17 protein-coding genes, 1 tRNA gene and 1 pseudogene are annotated in these 14,547 nt (G+C 64.9%); 11 read left to right on the forward strand and 8 right to left on the reverse strand.

Features of this window, described 5'->3' with window-relative positions:
* Window positions 1–53: 53 nt before the first annotated feature.
* Both L0D18_RS07300 and L0D18_RS07305 read right to left on the reverse strand, forming a co-directional pair.
* Complete coding sequence (locus tag L0D18_RS07300; RefSeq protein WP_243028226.1) at window positions 54–1,154, reverse strand: prepilin peptidase; 1,101 nt, start codon at window positions 1,152–1,154, stop codon at window positions 54–56.
* A gap of 9 nt (window positions 1,155–1,163) precedes the next feature.
* Window positions 1,164–1,328 (reverse strand): hypothetical protein, encoded by a 165-nt coding sequence (locus L0D18_RS07305; RefSeq protein WP_243028227.1) that lies wholly within the window; start codon window positions 1,326–1,328, stop codon window positions 1,164–1,166.
* Window positions 1,329–1,467: 139 nt separating this feature from the next.
* On the opposite strand from L0D18_RS07305, the gene L0D18_RS07310 reads away from it, so the two are divergent.
* The gene (locus L0D18_RS07310) at window positions 1,468–3,003 is read left to right on the forward strand and encodes a carboxypeptidase M32 (RefSeq protein WP_243028228.1); all 1,536 of its coding nucleotides are present in this window, start codon (window positions 1,468–1,470) and stop codon (window positions 3,001–3,003) included.
* Here the strand turns inward: L0D18_RS07310 and L0D18_RS07315 are convergent.
* Window positions 2,991–3,335: a nucleotide pyrophosphohydrolase gene (locus tag L0D18_RS07315; RefSeq protein ID WP_243028229.1), complete on the reverse strand. Its 345-nt coding sequence runs from the start codon at window positions 3,333–3,335 to the stop codon at window positions 2,991–2,993. The two genes, L0D18_RS07310 and L0D18_RS07315, sit on opposite strands and share 13 nt — an antisense overlap.
* An 11-nt stretch (window positions 3,336–3,346) precedes the next feature.
* Between L0D18_RS07315 and mgsA the strand changes: the two genes are divergently transcribed.
* Window positions 3,347–3,724, forward strand: coding sequence for a methylglyoxal synthase (gene mgsA, locus L0D18_RS07320; protein ID WP_243028230.1), 378 nt, complete (start codon window positions 3,347–3,349; stop codon window positions 3,722–3,724).
* On the opposite strand, the gene L0D18_RS07325 is transcribed toward mgsA, so the two are convergent.
* From L0D18_RS07325 to L0D18_RS07340, 4 genes are all read right to left on the reverse strand, one after another.
* Window positions 3,721–5,205 carry a YifB family Mg chelatase-like AAA ATPase gene (locus L0D18_RS07325; RefSeq protein WP_243028231.1) on the reverse strand — a complete coding sequence of 495 codons (1,485 nt, stop codon included), beginning with the start codon at window positions 5,203–5,205 and terminating at the stop codon, window positions 3,721–3,723. The genes mgsA and L0D18_RS07325 overlap by 4 nt on opposite strands.
* 248 nt (window positions 5,206–5,453) lie before the next feature.
* On the reverse strand, window positions 5,454–6,599 hold the full coding sequence (locus L0D18_RS07330) for an MFS transporter (protein WP_243028232.1): 1,146 nt from the start codon (window positions 6,597–6,599) through the stop codon (window positions 5,454–5,456).
* A gap of 1 nt (window position 6,600) precedes the next feature.
* Entirely contained in the window at window positions 6,601–7,413 is an 813-nt protein-coding gene (locus L0D18_RS07335; protein WP_243028233.1) for an EamA family transporter, read from the reverse strand.
* Window positions 7,410–8,297 (reverse strand): DMT family transporter, encoded by an 888-nt coding sequence (locus tag L0D18_RS07340; protein WP_243028234.1) that lies wholly within the window; start codon window positions 8,295–8,297, stop codon window positions 7,410–7,412. Before L0D18_RS07340 ends, L0D18_RS07335 begins: the two co-directional genes overlap by 4 nt.
* A gap of 105 nt (window positions 8,298–8,402) precedes the next feature.
* On the opposite strand from L0D18_RS07340, the gene L0D18_RS07345 reads away from it, so the two are divergent.
* From L0D18_RS07345 to L0D18_RS07385, 9 genes and pseudogenes are all read left to right on the forward strand, one after another.
* Window positions 8,403–9,530: an NAD(P) transhydrogenase subunit alpha gene (locus L0D18_RS07345; RefSeq protein ID WP_243028235.1), complete on the forward strand. Its 1,128-nt coding sequence runs from the start codon at window positions 8,403–8,405 to the stop codon at window positions 9,528–9,530.
* Window positions 9,530–9,832 carry a proton-translocating transhydrogenase family protein gene (locus L0D18_RS07350; protein WP_008630585.1) on the forward strand — a complete coding sequence of 101 codons (303 nt, stop codon included), beginning with the start codon at window positions 9,530–9,532 and terminating at the stop codon, window positions 9,830–9,832. The genes L0D18_RS07345 and L0D18_RS07350 overlap by 1 nt, the downstream gene beginning before the upstream one ends.
* Window positions 9,832–11,184 carry an NAD(P)(+) transhydrogenase (Re/Si-specific) subunit beta gene (locus L0D18_RS07355; RefSeq protein WP_243028236.1) on the forward strand — a complete coding sequence of 451 codons (1,353 nt, stop codon included), beginning with the start codon at window positions 9,832–9,834 and terminating at the stop codon, window positions 11,182–11,184. The genes L0D18_RS07350 and L0D18_RS07355 overlap by 1 nt, the downstream gene beginning before the upstream one ends.
* Window positions 11,185–11,273: 89 nt before the next feature.
* Window positions 11,274–11,349: transfer RNA gene (locus tag L0D18_RS07360), tRNA-Asn, on the forward strand.
* Between the two features lie 97 nt (window positions 11,350–11,446).
* Entirely contained in the window at window positions 11,447–11,752 is a 306-nt protein-coding gene (rpsF, locus tag L0D18_RS07365; RefSeq protein WP_243028237.1) for a 30S ribosomal protein S6, read from the forward strand.
* A gap of 9 nt (window positions 11,753–11,761) precedes the next feature.
* Window positions 11,762–12,571: a single-stranded DNA-binding protein gene (gene ssb, locus L0D18_RS07370; protein ID WP_243028238.1), complete on the forward strand. Its 810-nt coding sequence runs from the start codon at window positions 11,762–11,764 to the stop codon at window positions 12,569–12,571.
* The gene (gene rpsR / locus L0D18_RS07375) at window positions 12,568–12,834 is read left to right on the forward strand and encodes a 30S ribosomal protein S18 (protein WP_243028239.1); all 267 of its coding nucleotides are present in this window, start codon (window positions 12,568–12,570) and stop codon (window positions 12,832–12,834) included. Before ssb ends, rpsR begins: the two co-directional genes overlap by 4 nt.
* Window positions 12,835–12,843: 9 nt before the next feature.
* Window positions 12,844–13,287: a 50S ribosomal protein L9 gene (rplI, locus tag L0D18_RS07380; protein WP_243028240.1), complete on the forward strand. Its 444-nt coding sequence runs from the start codon at window positions 12,844–12,846 to the stop codon at window positions 13,285–13,287.
* A 62-nt stretch (window positions 13,288–13,349) separates the two neighbouring features.
* A pseudogene (locus L0D18_RS07385) lies at window positions 13,350–14,152 on the forward strand (SDR family oxidoreductase).
* On the opposite strand, the gene L0D18_RS07390 reads toward L0D18_RS07385, so the two are convergent.
* A complete protein-coding gene (locus L0D18_RS07390) occupies window positions 14,123–14,344 on the reverse strand; it encodes a hypothetical protein (protein WP_243028242.1) in 222 nt (73 codons plus the stop codon). The pseudogene L0D18_RS07385 and the gene L0D18_RS07390 sit on opposite strands and share 30 nt — an antisense overlap.
* Window positions 14,345–14,547 lie beyond the last annotated feature (203 nt).

The raw sequence follows: 14,547 nt of genomic DNA on the forward strand, positions 1-14,547 counted from the left end.
CCCCGGTTTGAAAACCGGGGGATTATAGCCCCCCACACCCCCCTTTTCTCTAACTATAGCCCCAGCCAGGCCAGATAGGCCCGCCACAAGGCCTCCCCAAAGAAGAAGGCCACCACCCCCCCTAAGGCCAGGTAGGGGCCAAAGGGGACCTTCCGCTGCCGGAAGGCTAGGCCAAAGAAGGCCCCGGCCAGCACCCCCAGGAAAAGGGCGAGAAGGCTATAAAGCCCAAGCCAGGCCCCCAGGGCCCCCAGGAGCTTCACATCCCCATAGCCCATGGCCACGGGTTCCTCCTCTTCCCCTCCTTCCTCTTGAGGTCTAAGGGCCCAGTAAAGCCCCCCGGCCAGCGCCAGTCCTCCCGCGCTCAAAAGGGAGCCTTTCAAGGTGCTAAGAAGGTCGGCCCCCAGGTAAGGGGCCAGGGCCCAGGCCAGGGGTAGAAGGGGAAGGGTGATCCGGTCGGGAAGCACCACGGGCCTTCCCGTGCGCCCCGAAAGGGCCCAGGTGAGGAAGGCCAGGGCCATCCCTACCCCAGGACCCAAGAGGGCGCCAAAAAGGGCGGCCATGTGCACCTGGTGGGGCCCCACGGGGACCTCGGCCCGTCCCTCCCGGAAACGCCTGAGGAGGAGGGCCCCGTACCCGGCCACCAGACCCAGGACCCCGGCGGCCAGGAGGCTTCCATCCAGAGCTTGGGAAAAGGAGCGGGGAAAGGAGTGGTTCATCTGGGGTGTAGGGGCCCCAGAGTGGAGGTAGGCAGAAAGGAGCCCCAGGAAAAGGAGGCCATAGGTGAGGCTATCGGGAAGCTCATAGGTGTCCAGGTCTATGAAGGAAAGGGCCACCAGAAGGGCCAGGAAGGCGAAGGTGAGGAAGGCTTGGGGCGAGGGGGGAAAGAAGAAGGCGGCCAGGGCAAAGAGGAGGCCCGTGAGGGCCTCCACCAAGGGGTAGCGAGGGCTTATGGGATGGGCGCAGTAGCGGCACCGCCCCCTAAGGGCCAGGTAGGAGAGCACGGGGACCAAGTCCTTGGGGGCCAGGCGGTGCCCGCAGGCGGGGCAACGGGAGGGTGGGAAGACGATGGACTCCCCTTTGGGCAAGCGGTGGATGACCACGTTCAGGAAGGAGCCCACCACCAGGCCAAGGATGAAGGCAAAGGCAGGCCACATGGTGGCATTTTAAGCTTGTCCTGAGGGCTTTGGCGGCGAGCTGGAGGGGCTTTCCTCTTCAAAGAGAAGGGCGACGAGGAAGAACAGGACCACCCCGAGCAGGGACCAGGTGCCTCCTAGACTGAAAAGGCCTACTGTGAGAAGACCTAGGGCTAGGGTCAGTGCCAGTCTCATAAGCATATGATAACAAGTAAATGTCAGAGATAAGTAAAGTCTTCTATTTGGATGGGAGGCCTAGGTCAGCCCCCAAGGAGCTGGCTTGAACCAGGTGGGTTTCATGGGGCTTTAACAAGGCCAGGGGTATGATGCTCCCGTGACGCCGGAAACCGCTTATCGGGAGCTTTTGGAGTTCCAAAGGGAAACCGCCTACCTGGCCTCCCTGGGGGCCTTGGCGGCTTGGGACCAGCGCACCATGATTCCCAAGAAGGGGCATGAACACCGGGCCAGGCAGATGGCGGCCTTGGCTCGGCTCCTCCACCAGCGGGCTACCGACCCCAGGATCGGGGACTGGCTTTCGCTGGTGGAGGGTTCTCCCCTGGTGCGGGACCCCCATTCCGATGCCGCGGTGAACGTAAGGGAGTGGCGGCAGGCCTACGAGCGCGCCCGGGCCATTCCCGAGCGGCTTGCGGTGGAGCTGGCCCTGGCGCAAAGCGAGGCGGAAAGCTACTGGGAGGAGGCCCGGCCCAGGAACGACTGGCAGGGGTTTTTACCCTATTTGCGCCGGGTGTTTGCCCTCACCAAGGAGAAGGCGGAGATCCTCCATAGCCTTCCCGTAGCCCCCGGGGACCCCCCCTATGGGGAGGTCTACGATGCCCTTTTAGACGGGTTTGAGCCGGGGATGCGGGCCCGGGAGTTGGAGGGGCTTTTTGCTGGGCTTAGGGCGGGGCTTCAGGGGCTTTTGGACCGCATTTTGGGGAGTGGAAGGAGGCCCGATACAGGCATCCTTCACCGGCACTATCCCAAGGAGGCCCAGCGGACCTTTGCCCTGGAGCTCCTTGCCGCCTGTGGTTACGACCTTGAGGCCGGCCGCCTGGACCCCACCGCCCACCCCTTTGAGATCTCCATCGGCCCCGGGGATGTGCGCATCACCACCCGGTACTACGAGGACTTCTTCAACGCCGGCATCTTCGGCACCCTGCACGAGATGGGCCACGCCCTCTACGAGCAGGGCCTGCCCAAGGAGCACTGGGGGACCCCCAGGGGGGAGGCGGTTTCCTTAGGGGTTCACGAGTCGCAAAGCCGCACCTGGGAGAACCTGGTGGGCCGGTCCTTGGGGTTTTGGGAGCGGTTCTTCCCCCGGGCCCAGGAGGTTTTCCCAAGCCTCAGGGACGTGGCCCTGGAGGACTTTCACCGGGCCATCAACGCCGTGGAGCCTTCCCTCATCCGGGTGGAGGCGGACGAGGTCACCTATAACCTGCACATCCTGGTACGGCTGGAGCTGGAGCTTTCCCTCTTCCGGGAGGAGCTTTCCCTGGAGGACCTCCCCGGGGCCTGGGCGGAGCGGTACCGGGCCTACCTGGGGGTGGCCCCCCAGGACTACAAGGACGGGGTGATGCAGGACGTGCACTGGTCCGGGGGGCTTTTCGGCTACTTCCCCACCTACACCCTGGGTAACCTCTACGCCGCCCAGTTCTTCCAGAAGGCCCAGGAGGAGCTTGGGGACCTCGAGGCCCTCTTCCGCCGAGGGGACTTCCGGCCCTTCTTGGACTGGACCCGGAGGAGGATCCACGCCGAGGGAAGCCGCTTTCGGCCCAAGGTCTTGGTGGAGCGGGTGACCGGCGAGCCTCCTAGCGTTGGGCCTTTCCTCACCTACCTGGAGGAGAAGTACCGGGTCCTTTACGGCCTTTGATCCTTTGGGGTCCAACGCCTTCCGTCCCGGTGCCGGTACTTGGCCATGGCCTTGAGGAAGGCCTCCTCCAGGTCAATCCCTTCCCGGTTGGCCAGGGAGATGAGGACGAAGAGGAGGTCGGCAAGTTCCATGGCCAGATCCCCTTCCTCCTCCCCCGGCTTGGGCTTTTTCCCGTGGCGGTGGGCCAGAACCCGGGCCACTTCCCCAAGCTCCTCCACTAGACGGGCCAGCATGAGGAGGGGCGGGAAGTACCCCTCTTGAAACTGCCCGATCCAGGCGTCCACCTGCCTTTGGGCCTCCTTGAAGGTGAGGGCTTCCATGGCCTGGAGCATACAATGGCCCCATGAAGGCCATAGCCCTCATCGCTCACGATGCCCAAAAGGACGATATGGTGGCCTTCTGCCAAAGGCACCGGGAGCTCCTCGCCCGCTTTCCCCTCCTGGCCACGGGCACCACGGGAAGGCGCATAAGGGAGGCCACCGGGCTAAGGGTGAAAAGGGTGCTTTCCGGCCCCTTGGGCGGGGACATGCAGATCGGGGCGAAGGTGGCAGAGGGGAAGGTGCTTTGCGTGCTCTTTTTCCAAGACCCCCTCACCCCCAAGCCCCATGAACCCGATGTGCAGGCCCTCATGCGGGTGTGCAACGTGCACGGGGTACCCTTGGCCACCAACCTCCAGGCGGCGGAGGCCCTCATCCCCTGGCTGGCCAGCCAAGCGGGTTAAAGGTTTCTGCGGTAGGCCAAGGCCTCGGCCACGTGGCCTTCCTCCACCCCCTCGGCCCCTTGCAGGTCCGCGATGGTGCGGGCCACCCGCAGAATGCGGTCATAGCTTCTGGCGGAAAGGAGCAACCGCTTGGCTGCCGCCTGGAGAAGGGCTTCCGCCCCTTGGCCTAAGCGCACGTGTTCCCGCAAGGCCCTCCCCGCCAGCTCCCCGTTGGGCCGGCCTTGGCGGGATAGCATCCTCTCCCGGGCCCTTAGGACCCGCTCCCGCACGGTTTCGGTGCTTTCCCCCTCGGGGGCCCGGGCCAGTTCCTGGGGGGTCAGGCGGGGCACCTCCACCACCAGGTCAAAGCGGTCCAAAAGGGGCCCAGAAATCTTTCCCACGTAGCGCTGGCGGCCCGTGGGGGTGCAGGTGCAGGCCCTTTCCGGATCCCCATACCAGCCGCAGGGGCAGGGGTTCATGGCCGCCACCAGGAGGAAGCGGGCGGGGAAGGTGAGGCTGGCCTTGGCCCGGGAAACGGTCACCACCCCGTCCTCCAGGGGTTGGCGCAGGGCCTCCAAGGCGTCCCGGGAAAACTCGGGGAACTCATCCAGGAAAAGCACCCCCCAGTGGGCCAGGGAAACCTCCCCCGGCTTGGGAATGGCCCCGCCCCCGATGAGGCCGGCGTAGCTCACCGTGTGGTGGGGGGCGCGGAAGGGGGGCGTGCGCACCAGGCCCTTGAGGACCTGCCCGGCGGCGGAGTGGATGCGGCTCACCTCGAGGGCCGCCTCCTGGCTCAAAGGGGGAAGCAGAAAGGGAAGGCGCCTGGACAGCATGGTCTTCCCCGAGCCCGGGCTTCCCACCATGAGGAGGTGGTGGTAACCGGCGGCGGCGATCTCCAGGGCCCTTTTGGCCTTGGCCTGGCCCTTCACGTCCCGCAGGTCCAAAACCTCTAAGGCGGCCACGGGGTCCTCGGGCTCCGCCCTCTTTGGGTCCTCCTCCCCCCTTAGGTAGGCCACCGCCTGCAGGAGGCTTTCCGCCCCGTAGACCTCCACCCCCTCCACCAAGGCGGCCTCCTTGGCGCTTTCCAGGGGAAGGAGGAGCCTTTTCCCCTCCCCCAATGCCCCCAGGGCCAGGTTCACCGCCCCGGGCACCGGGCGCAAGGAACCGTCCAAGCCCAGCTCCCCCGCTACCGCCAGGCCCGAGAGGCTTTCCAAAGGCACCACCCCCTGGGCGGCCAGAAGCCCCAAGGCGATGGGCAGGTCAAAGTGGCTTCCCTCCTTACGCAACTCCGCCGGAGCCAGGTTCACCACTACCCGGGCCTGGGGGTAGGGGAAGCCGGAGTTCTTGAGGGCCGCCCGGACCCTTTCCCGGCTTTCCTCCACCGCCTTATCTGGTAGCCCCACCAGGGCGTAGCTGGGAAGCCCGGGGCTAACATCCACCTCCACGGTGACCGGAATAGCGTCCAGGCCGAAGAGGGTGTAGCTGCGCACCTGGGCTAGCATGGAGGGAGTTTAACGCAAAAGTGTTAGTTTTGCCCAGGCTGGGCCATTGGCTAACAGGCCAGAAATCGGCCCCCAATCGCAAAGGATTCCCGAGAGGCCTCGAGGTCCTATAACAAAGTTCGCCGCCTGATGGGAGAACTGGGATGTGCTCCAAGAGGGCTCAGGGCCTAGGAAGGATACCACTTTTGGGCCCTGGGGAACGCCCGTACCTTTTCCGCAAAAGCGCCCGGATGGGGTCCGGGAGTTTTTCACCCCAAGGTTTTCCCCAAACCGAGAAGGGGCCGGTAAAGGAGAAGGGCCAGGAACAAAAGGCCAAGAAGGCCGGCAAAGGCGAAGCCGTATCCCAAGGTTGCCACCGCCACCCCCACCCCCCACTGCAGGAGGAAGGTCCCCCCGATGCCGAAGAGATTCACCAAGGTGGTGCCCCGCCCCACCAGGTGGGGCGGGACCAGTTCCCGGGCTTGGGTAAGGGTGAGGATGTTGAAGGCCCCGAAAAAGCCCATAAGGGGATAGGCCACGGCCAAAAGCTTGAGGAGGGAAAGGGCTAGGCCCAAGGCGAACAGAAAGGCAGCGCCCACCAGCACCCTGGCGGTGCCCAGGCGGTCGGCCAGGTAGCCGGAAACCAGGAAGCCCAAAACCGCACCCCCGGAGTAGAGGAGGAGGAGGTTCCCCACCTCCACGGTTCCCAGGCCCAGGGCGTAGGCGTAAGCCCCGGCCCAAAGGGTCTGCAGGGCCAGGAAGCTTCCCGCAAAGGCCAGGGCCAAGAAGGCTACCCGCAGGAGCCTGGCATTGCCCAGGACCTCCGCCAACCCCCCTCCTCCCCCACCTTTGGGCCAGGGAACCCCCGGCGGGGTGTTCCGTACCCCCAGGTGGATGAGGAGAGCCACCAGGACCACCACGCCTGCACCCAGCAGGAAAACCCCGCGCCAGCCTAGGACTTCCTTCATCAAGGCTAAGGGGGTGGCGGCCAAAAGCCCTCCCGTGGCCCCTAGACCCACGAGAAGGGTGGAGACGGTGGCGTAGGTTTTGGGAAACCACAGGCTAAAGGCCTTCAAGGAACCCATGAGGGCCGCGGCCATCCCCATGCCGATGAGGGCCCGGCCCAGGGCCAGGACGGGAAAGCTTTGCGCCAGGCCAAAGACCAGGCTTCCCAAAGCGGCCAAAAGGAGGAGGGCCGGGGTGATGAGCCTCGGGCCATACCGGTCTAGAAGGCCACCTAAGGGTAGTTGGACTGCGGCGAAGGAGAGATAAAAGAGGCTGGTCATGAAGCCGAGTTCCGCCGGACTTAGGCCCAGGTCCTGGGAGAGGTCCTGGGAGAGGACCGCGTTGGCCGAGCGGTAGAAGTAGGAGAGGAAGTAGCCCAGGGTAAAGAGGAAGAAAACCCGCGCTGCCATATCACCTCCGGTTCAGGGCGACCCCGAGGAGGATGAGGGTGCCGCCCAAGAGGGCCTCGAGGCTCAGGGGCTCCCCCGCCAGGGGCCAGGCGAAAAGCGCCCCCGCCACCGGCTCCAGCATGGCGATGAGGGTTGCCTTGCGGGCGGGTACCGTGCGCACCCCAAGGAGGAAAAGGCCAAAGGGCACCACCGTGCCCAAGACCACCAGATAGCCCACCGCCCCCCAGTCCCCAGGCCTTAGGGCCAGTATCTGGGACAGGTGGGTCAAGAGTACCGGTAGGGAAAGGAGGCTTCCCACCCCTGTGGCCACGCCTAGGCTCACCAGGGGCGGGGTTTTTAGCCCCTGGGAAAAGGCCGCATAAAGGGCGAAGGAAAGGGCGGAAAGGAGTCCATAAGCCACCCCCACGGGGCTTGCCGCGAAACCCTTGGACCCCACCACCAGCACATAGGCCCCCAAAAGGGCTAGGGCCACGCCCAAAAGCGCCTTGCCGGGAAGCCTTTCCCTCCTTAGGAGGGCGTAGAGGGTGAGGAGGGCCGGGGCCAGGTACTGGAGGAAGATTCCCGTGGCCACGGTGGTGGCGTGGATGGCCAGGTAGTAAAAGGCCTGGGCTCCGGAAAGGGCCAGGCCCACTTGAACAAGCCTAGGCCACTCCGTGGCGGCCGGGGGGAAGCGAAGCACCAGGGGAAGGAGCAGGAGGAAGCTGAGGAGAAAGCGCAAGGGAATGAGGACCGAAGGGGGGATCTCTCCCATGAACCGCCCGGCCAGGGCCCCACCCAGGCCCCAGAGGAGGGCGGCTAAGGCGATGTGGATCACCTACGCCCTCCCACCACGGCCATCCCCACCCCTATCAAGAGGACTAGGGCCCCCAGGAGCACGGGAATCCCAGGAAGCTCCCCAAAGAGGAGGAAGGCTAGGAGGCTTGCCCCCACCGGCTCAAAGAGGATGGCTAAGGTGACCAGGACCGGGGGGATGTACCGGGTGGCCCAGTTGAAGCTGGTGTGCCCCACCAGTTGCGGCAGGAGGGCCATGAGGAGGATGTAGCCGTAGACCGCAGGCGGGTAGTCCCCATAGCCACCCCCAAAGAGGTAGGGGAGGGGAAGGAGGAGGAGGGCTGCGGTGGTGTAAGCCACCCGGATATACTCCAAAATAGAAAGGCCTCGCCTCTGGGCTTCCCGGCCCAGGAGGAAGTATAAGGAGGCGGCCACCGCTCCCAAGAGGGCCAGGAGGTCCCCCAGGAGGGGATTGGTGCCCCCGCCTCCTTGGGCATCCCCTAAACCTATTAACAACCCTCCCAAGAGGGCTATGCCGACGCCCAAGAGGGTTAGGAAAGAGGGCGCTTCCCGGAAGAAAAGCCAGCCGAAGAAGGTGATCCAAACCGGGTTGGTGGTCACCAAAGCCGTGCTGGCAGCCACGGAGGTGTAGGAGAGGGAGGTGATCCAAAGGGCAAAGTGTAGGGCCAAAAAGGCCCCGGCGGCCACCGCATAGGGAAGCCCTGCCAGCCCAGCCAAGGGTCTTCGCCACCCCGGGAGGAGGAGCAAGGCGGCTAGGCCCATCCTTCCCGCGCTCATCACCAGGCTGAAGGCTAGGCTCTTGTCCCCGGAAGCGGCCAAGGCCAAGCGCACCAGGATGCTCCCGAAGCTGATGGCGAAGATCCCCAAGAGCAGTACAGCGGCGATCTTGAGCCCCGAGGGCCGCATGGGGGCATTTTTCCATAAGGACTTGCTTCTGACCAGTGGGTCAGCCTCGAGGCTCAGGACAGATGCCCATGGATGCCGTTGGTATACTGGCGCGGAGGAGGTCCTATGGTGACCATAGCGGTTCCCAAGGAAAGGGCCCCAGGGGAAAGAAGGGTAGCCCTGGTGCCCGAGGTGGTGGCCCGCCTGGTGAAGGGAGGGGCCAGGGTACGGGTGGAAAAGGGTGCTGGGGAAGGCGCCTATCATCTTGACGCCGCTTACCAGGAGGCAGGGGCGGAGGTGGTGGAGCGAGGAGAGCTCCTAAAGGGCGCCAATCTCCTCTTCACTGTCCAGCCGCCACCGGAAGACCTGATCGGGGCCCTGGAGCCTGGGGCCATTGTGGTGGGTTTTGTTCAGGCCCACAAGAACCTGGACCTGGTAAAGGCCCTATCGGCCAAGAAGGCCACGGTGATCGCCATGGAGCTCATCCCCCGCATCACCCGGGCCCAGAGCATGGACGCTCTTTCCAGCCAGGCCACGGTGGCGGGGTATCTGGCGGCCATCCATGCCGCCAGGCTTTCCCCCCGCTTCTTCCCCATGCTTACCACCGCGGCGGGTACCATCCGCCCCGCCAAGGTGATGGTCATGGGGGTGGGGGTGGCGGGGCTCATGGCCATCGCCACCGCCAAGCGCCTGGGGGCCCAGGTGTTCGCCTACGACGTGCGCAAGGCGGCGGTGGAGCAGGCCCTTTCCTTGGGGGCCAAGCCCATTGAGCTGCCCATCAGTGCCGAAGGGGAGGGGGGTTACGCTCGCGAACTCACCGAGGAGGAAAAGCGCATCCAACACGAAGCCTTACGGGAACACGTGGCGGGGATGGACGCCATCATCACCACCGCCCAGGTCCCGGGCCGGCGGGCCCCCATCCTCCTCACCGAGGACATGGTGGAGCGCTTGAAGCCGGGCACGGTGGTGGTGGATCTGGCCGCGGAAAGCGGGGGTAACTGCGTCCTCACCAAGCCCGGAGAGGTGGTGGAGGTGAGGGGGGTTAGGATCTATGGCCCCTTGAACCTCCCCAGCGAGCTTTCCGTACACGCCTCGGAGATGTACGCCAAGAACCTTCTCAATCTTTCGGGCCTGCTTATAGAAAAGGGCGAGTTCGCCCCCAAGTGGGAGGACGAGATCGTCCAGGGAGCGCTTCTGATGAGGGAAGGCGAGATCCTGCACGGGCCCACCAAGGCCCTCGTGGGAGGTGCGTGATGGAGTTTGGCTTCTGGTCTGCCCTTTACATCTTTGTGCTCACGGCCTTCTTGGGTTACGAGCTCATCACCCGGGTGCCCGTGATCCTCCACACCCCCTTGATGTCGGGGTCCAACTTCATCCACGGGGTGGTGGTGGTGGGGGCCATGGTGGTCTTGGGGCATGCGGAAACTGGCTTGGAAAAGCTCATTGGCTTCCTGGGGGTGATCCTGGGGGCGGCCAACGCCGCCGGGGGGTATGCGGTGACGGTGCGCATGCTGGAGATGTTTGAGAAAAAGCCGGGCAAGGGGGGTGGTCAGTAATGGATCTCATCCAAGCAGCCTACTTTGTGGTGGCCATCCTCTTCATCGTGGGGTTAAAGCGCATGGCCCACCCCACCACCGCCAAAAGCGGCATCGTGTGGGCGGGCTGGGGCATGGCCTTGGCGGTGGTGGCCACCTTCTTCTGGCCGGGGATGCACAACTTTGGCCTCATGCTCATCGCCCTCTTGGTGGGCTCGGTGGTGGCTTGGTGGGCGGCGGTCAAGGTGGCCATGACCGACATGCCCCAGATGGTGGCCATCTACAACGGCATGGGTGGGGGTGCGGCGGCCACCATCGCCGCGGTGGAGCTCCTGAAGGGGGCCTTTGAGAACCCGGGCCTCATGGCCTTGGCCATCCTGGGCGGCCTCATCGGGAGCGTGGCCTTCACGGGAAGCCTCATCGCCTTTGCCAAGCTTCAGGGAATCATGAAAAGCCGGCCCATCGTTTTCCCCGGGCAGAAGGTGGTGAACGCCCTGGTCCTTCTCATCACGGTTCTCTTGGGCTTCTCCCTGCTCTGGAACGATCCCACCCTCAGCATCGTGCTCTTCTTCCTCCTGGCTTTGCTTTTCGGCATTCTCATGACCCTACCCATCGGCGGCGGGGACATGCCCGTGGCCATCTCCTTCTACAACGCCTTTACCGGCATGGCCGTGGGCTTTGAGGGTTTTGCCGTGGGGAACCCGGCCTTGATGGTGGCGGGAACCCTGGTGGGGGCGGCGGGTACCCTTCTCACCGTGCTGATGGCCCGGGCCATGAACCGCTCCGTCATGAGCGTACTCATGGGTGGGTTTGGCGTGGAGCAGGAGGCGGGGGAGGTCAAGGGGAGCCTCAAGCCCATTGACGTGGAGGATGCCGCCGTGATGCTGGCCTATGCGGGGAAGGTGGTCTTTGTGCCGGGGTATGGCATGGCCCTCTCCCAGGCCCAGCACAAGGTAAAGGAGCTGGCGGACCTCCTGGAGAGCAAGGGGGTGGAGGTGAAGTTCGCCATCCACCCGGTGGCGGGGCGGATGCCCGGGCACATGAACGTGCTCCTGGCCGAGGCCGGGGTGGATTACGACAAGCTCAAGGACCTCGAGGAGATCAACCCCGAGTTCCCCACCGTGGACGTGGCGGTGGTGATCGGGGCCAACGACGTGGTGAACCCCGCCGCCCGCCGCCCGGGAAGCCCCCTTTACGGCATGCCCATCCTGGACGTGGACAAGGCCAAGAACGTGATCGTCATCAAGCGGGGCCAGGGCAAGGGCTTTGCTGGGGTGGAGAACGAGCTCTTCTACGCCGACAACACCCGGATGCTCTATGGCGACGCGCAAAACGTCCTCACCCAGCTCACCCAGGCCCTAAAGAAGCTTTAGGCCAGGCTTGGGCCGGACCCCGGGAGGTTCCCGGGGTCTTCTTCTTGACGCTTCCCCGGGCCTCCTGCTATAGTGCCTAGTGCGGTCGGTCCGCGGTAGCTCAGCTGGTAGAGCGGCCGGCTGTTAACCGGTTGGTCGCAGGTTCGAGTCCTGCCCGCGGAGCCAGGTGGGGGCCTTAGGGCCCCCTGGGTCTTTTTTTGGGGGGGAAGAGAGGGTATAATCATCCTTCGTGCGGCCTGCCGGGCCCGGAAAGGAGGTGTGGATGCGCAAGTACGAGGTGAACATCATCCTGAGCCCCAACCTGGACCAGACCCAGCTCGCCCTGGAGAAGGAGATCATCGGTAAGGCCCTCGAGGCCTTCGGCGCTCGGGTGGAGAAGGTGGAGGAATGGGGTGTACGCCGCCTGGCCTACCCCATCGCCAAGGACACCCAGGGCTACTTCCTCTGGTACCAGGTGGAGATGCCCGAAGACCGGGTGAACCACCTAGCCCGGGAGCTTCGCCTAAGGGATAACGTGCGCCGGGTCATGGTGGTGAAAACTCAGGAGCCCTTCCTCGCCAAGGCGTAAACTGTTCCCATGGCACGAGGCCTGAACCGGGTATTTCTCATCGGAACCCTTACCGCCCGTCCGGACATGCGCTACACCCCTGGGGGCATGGCCATTTTGGACCTAAGCCTCGCGGGCCAGGGTACCCTGTGGGATGCCTCTGGGGAAAAGGAGGTGTCCTGGTACCACCGGGTGCGCCTTTTAGGGCGGCAGGCGGAGATGTGGGGGGACGTCCTGGAAAGGGGCCAGCTGGTCTTCGTGGAGGGGCGGCTGGAGTACCGGCAGTGGGAGCGGGATGGGGAGAGGCGGAGCGAGCTCCAGATCCGGGCGGACTTCATCGATCCCCTGGAGGCCCGAGGGCGGGAAACCGTGGAGGATGCCCGGGGCCAGCCCAGGCTCCGCCACGCCCTAAACCAGGTGATCCTCATGGGTAACCTCACCCGCGATCCCGATCTGCGCTACACCCCCCAGGGGACGGCGGTGGTCCGGCTGGGCCTGGCGGTGAACGAGCGCCGTCCGGGCCAAGGGCCGGATGGGGAAAAGACCCATTTCATAGAGGTTCAGGCCTGGCGCGACCTGGCCGAGTGGGCCTCCGAGCTCAAGCGGGGTGAGGGGCTTTTGGTGATCGGCCGTTTGGTGAACGACTCCTGGACCAGCTCCACCGGGGAGAGGCGCTTCCAGACCCGTGTGGAAGCCCTCAGGTTGGAGCGACCCACCCGTGGGCCTGAAAGAGCCGGCGGAAGCAGGCCCCAAGAGCCAGGGCGCTCTGTCCAGACGGGTGGGGTGGACATTGACGAAGGATTGGAAGACTTCCCGCCGGAGGAGGATTTGCCGTTTTGAGCACGAAGAACGCTAAACCCAAGAAGGAGACGCAGAAGCGTCCTTCCAGGAAGGCCAAGGTCAAGGCCAGCCTGGGGGAGTTTGATCTGAAGGACTACCGCAACGTGGAGGTGCTGAAGCGGTTCCTGTCGGAGACGGGGAAGATCCTTCCCCGCCGCCGCACGGGGCTCACCGCCAAGGAGCAGCGCATCCTGGCCCGGACCATCAAGCGGGCGAGGATTTTGGGGCTTCTTCCCTTCACGGAGAAGCTGGTGCGCAAATAGGGGGTGGACATGAAGGTCATCCTGCTTGAACCCCTGGAAAACCTGGGCGATGTGGGCCAGGTGGTGAACGTGAAGCCCGGCTACGCCAAGAACTACCTCCTGCCCCGGGGCCTGGCGGTCTTGGCCACGGAGAGCAACCTGAAGGCCCTGGAGGCCAAGATCCGCGCCCAGGCCAAGCGCCTGGCGGAGAGGAAGGCGGAGGCGGAGCGTCTTAAGGAGATCCTGGAGAACCTCACCCTCACCATCCCGGTGCGGGCGGGGGAGACCAAGATCTATGGCTCCGTTACCGCCAAGGATATCGCCGAAGCCCTTTCCCGGCAGCACGGCATCACCATTGACCCCAAGCGCCTGGTGCTGGAAAAGCCCATCAAGGAGCTGGGGGAGTACGTCCTCACCTACAAGCCCCACCCCGAGGTGCCGATAGCCTTGAAGGTGAGCGTGGTGGCCCAGTAGGGGCCATGGGTCCGGCAGGCTGCGGGGACCCCTGGACAGCCGGGGGTCCTTAAGCTTTTCCTATGCGGCGCGTGCTGATCACGGGAGCGGGTAGCGGCATCGGCCTGGCCACGGCCCGACTCTTGGCCCAAAAGGGCTTCCGGGTCCATGGGGGAGTGCGCAAACCGGAGGATGCGGCGGCCCTTAAGGCGTTGGGGGTGGAGCCCCTTTTCCTGGATGTGACCCAGGAGGAAAGCCTTCTGAAGGCACGGAAGGCTTTGGAGAAAGAGGGTTTGGACGGCCTGGTGGCCAACGCCGGCATCGTGGTGGCTGGCCCCTTGGAGCTGGTTCCCCTTCCCGTTTTCCGCCAGGCATGGGAGGTGAACGCCCTGGGGGCTTGGGCCACGGTGAAGGCTTTCCTTCCCCTCCTCCGCCAGGGCCAGGGGCGGGTGGTGTTGATGGGTTCCGTTTCCGGCCTGGTGGCCCTGCCCCTGATGGGGCCTTACGCCGCCAGCAAGTTTGCCCTCGAGGCCCTGGCGGATGCCCTGAGGGTGGAGCTCCTTCCCTTTGGGGTGAGGGTGGTCTTGGTGGAACCGGGGCCCGTGGCCACCCCTATCTGGGAACGCTCGGAACGCTGGGCGGCCACCTACTTGGAGCCCCCTCCTCCCGGTACGGAAGGGGTGTATGGCCGCTACCTGGAGGTGGCCCGCAAGATGGCCAGGGCCAGCGCCAAAAGGGGCCTGCTCCCAGAAAGGGTGGCGGAGGTGGTGCTTAGAGCCCTTCTTAGTCCTAGGCCCAAGGCCCGCTACCTGGTAGCCCCTAGGTAACCCTCCTTTTGCGCCGCCTGCCCGAGGCCTTAAGGGACTGGTTTTGGTCCACCTCTTGACCTAGGCCAGCTCCAGGGCCACCAGGAGGACCAGGTGGCCCCTCGTTTCTCCAACAGGCCCTCGAGGCTCCTGAGGGGGAGGTGCTTGCGGAAAACCGCCAGCACCTCGTCCATGAGGGTTTCGGCCACCCTGGGGTCCAGGGATTCGGGGTGGAGCTCCAAGAGCATCTCCAGCCGGTTTTCCAGGTCCATGTCCCTAGCTTAGGCTCCCCTTGTCAGGGCCCGGTCAGGGGACGGTCATACCACCGCGCCCGGGCTTGCCCCAGGACAGGGGCCCTAGAAAAGCCCTTCTGTAGACCCCGCCTTGGAGGGACTGGGGGAACGATAGAGGGGATGGGGAATCAGGGGGTAAGGCCTGATACTTTGCCCGAGCTTTTCCCTGGCGTATGCTTAGG

The sequence above is a fragment of the Thermus albus genome (assembly GCF_022760855.1).
In the GTDB taxonomy this organism is placed as follows: domain Bacteria; phylum Deinococcota; class Deinococci; order Deinococcales; family Thermaceae; genus Thermus; species Thermus albus.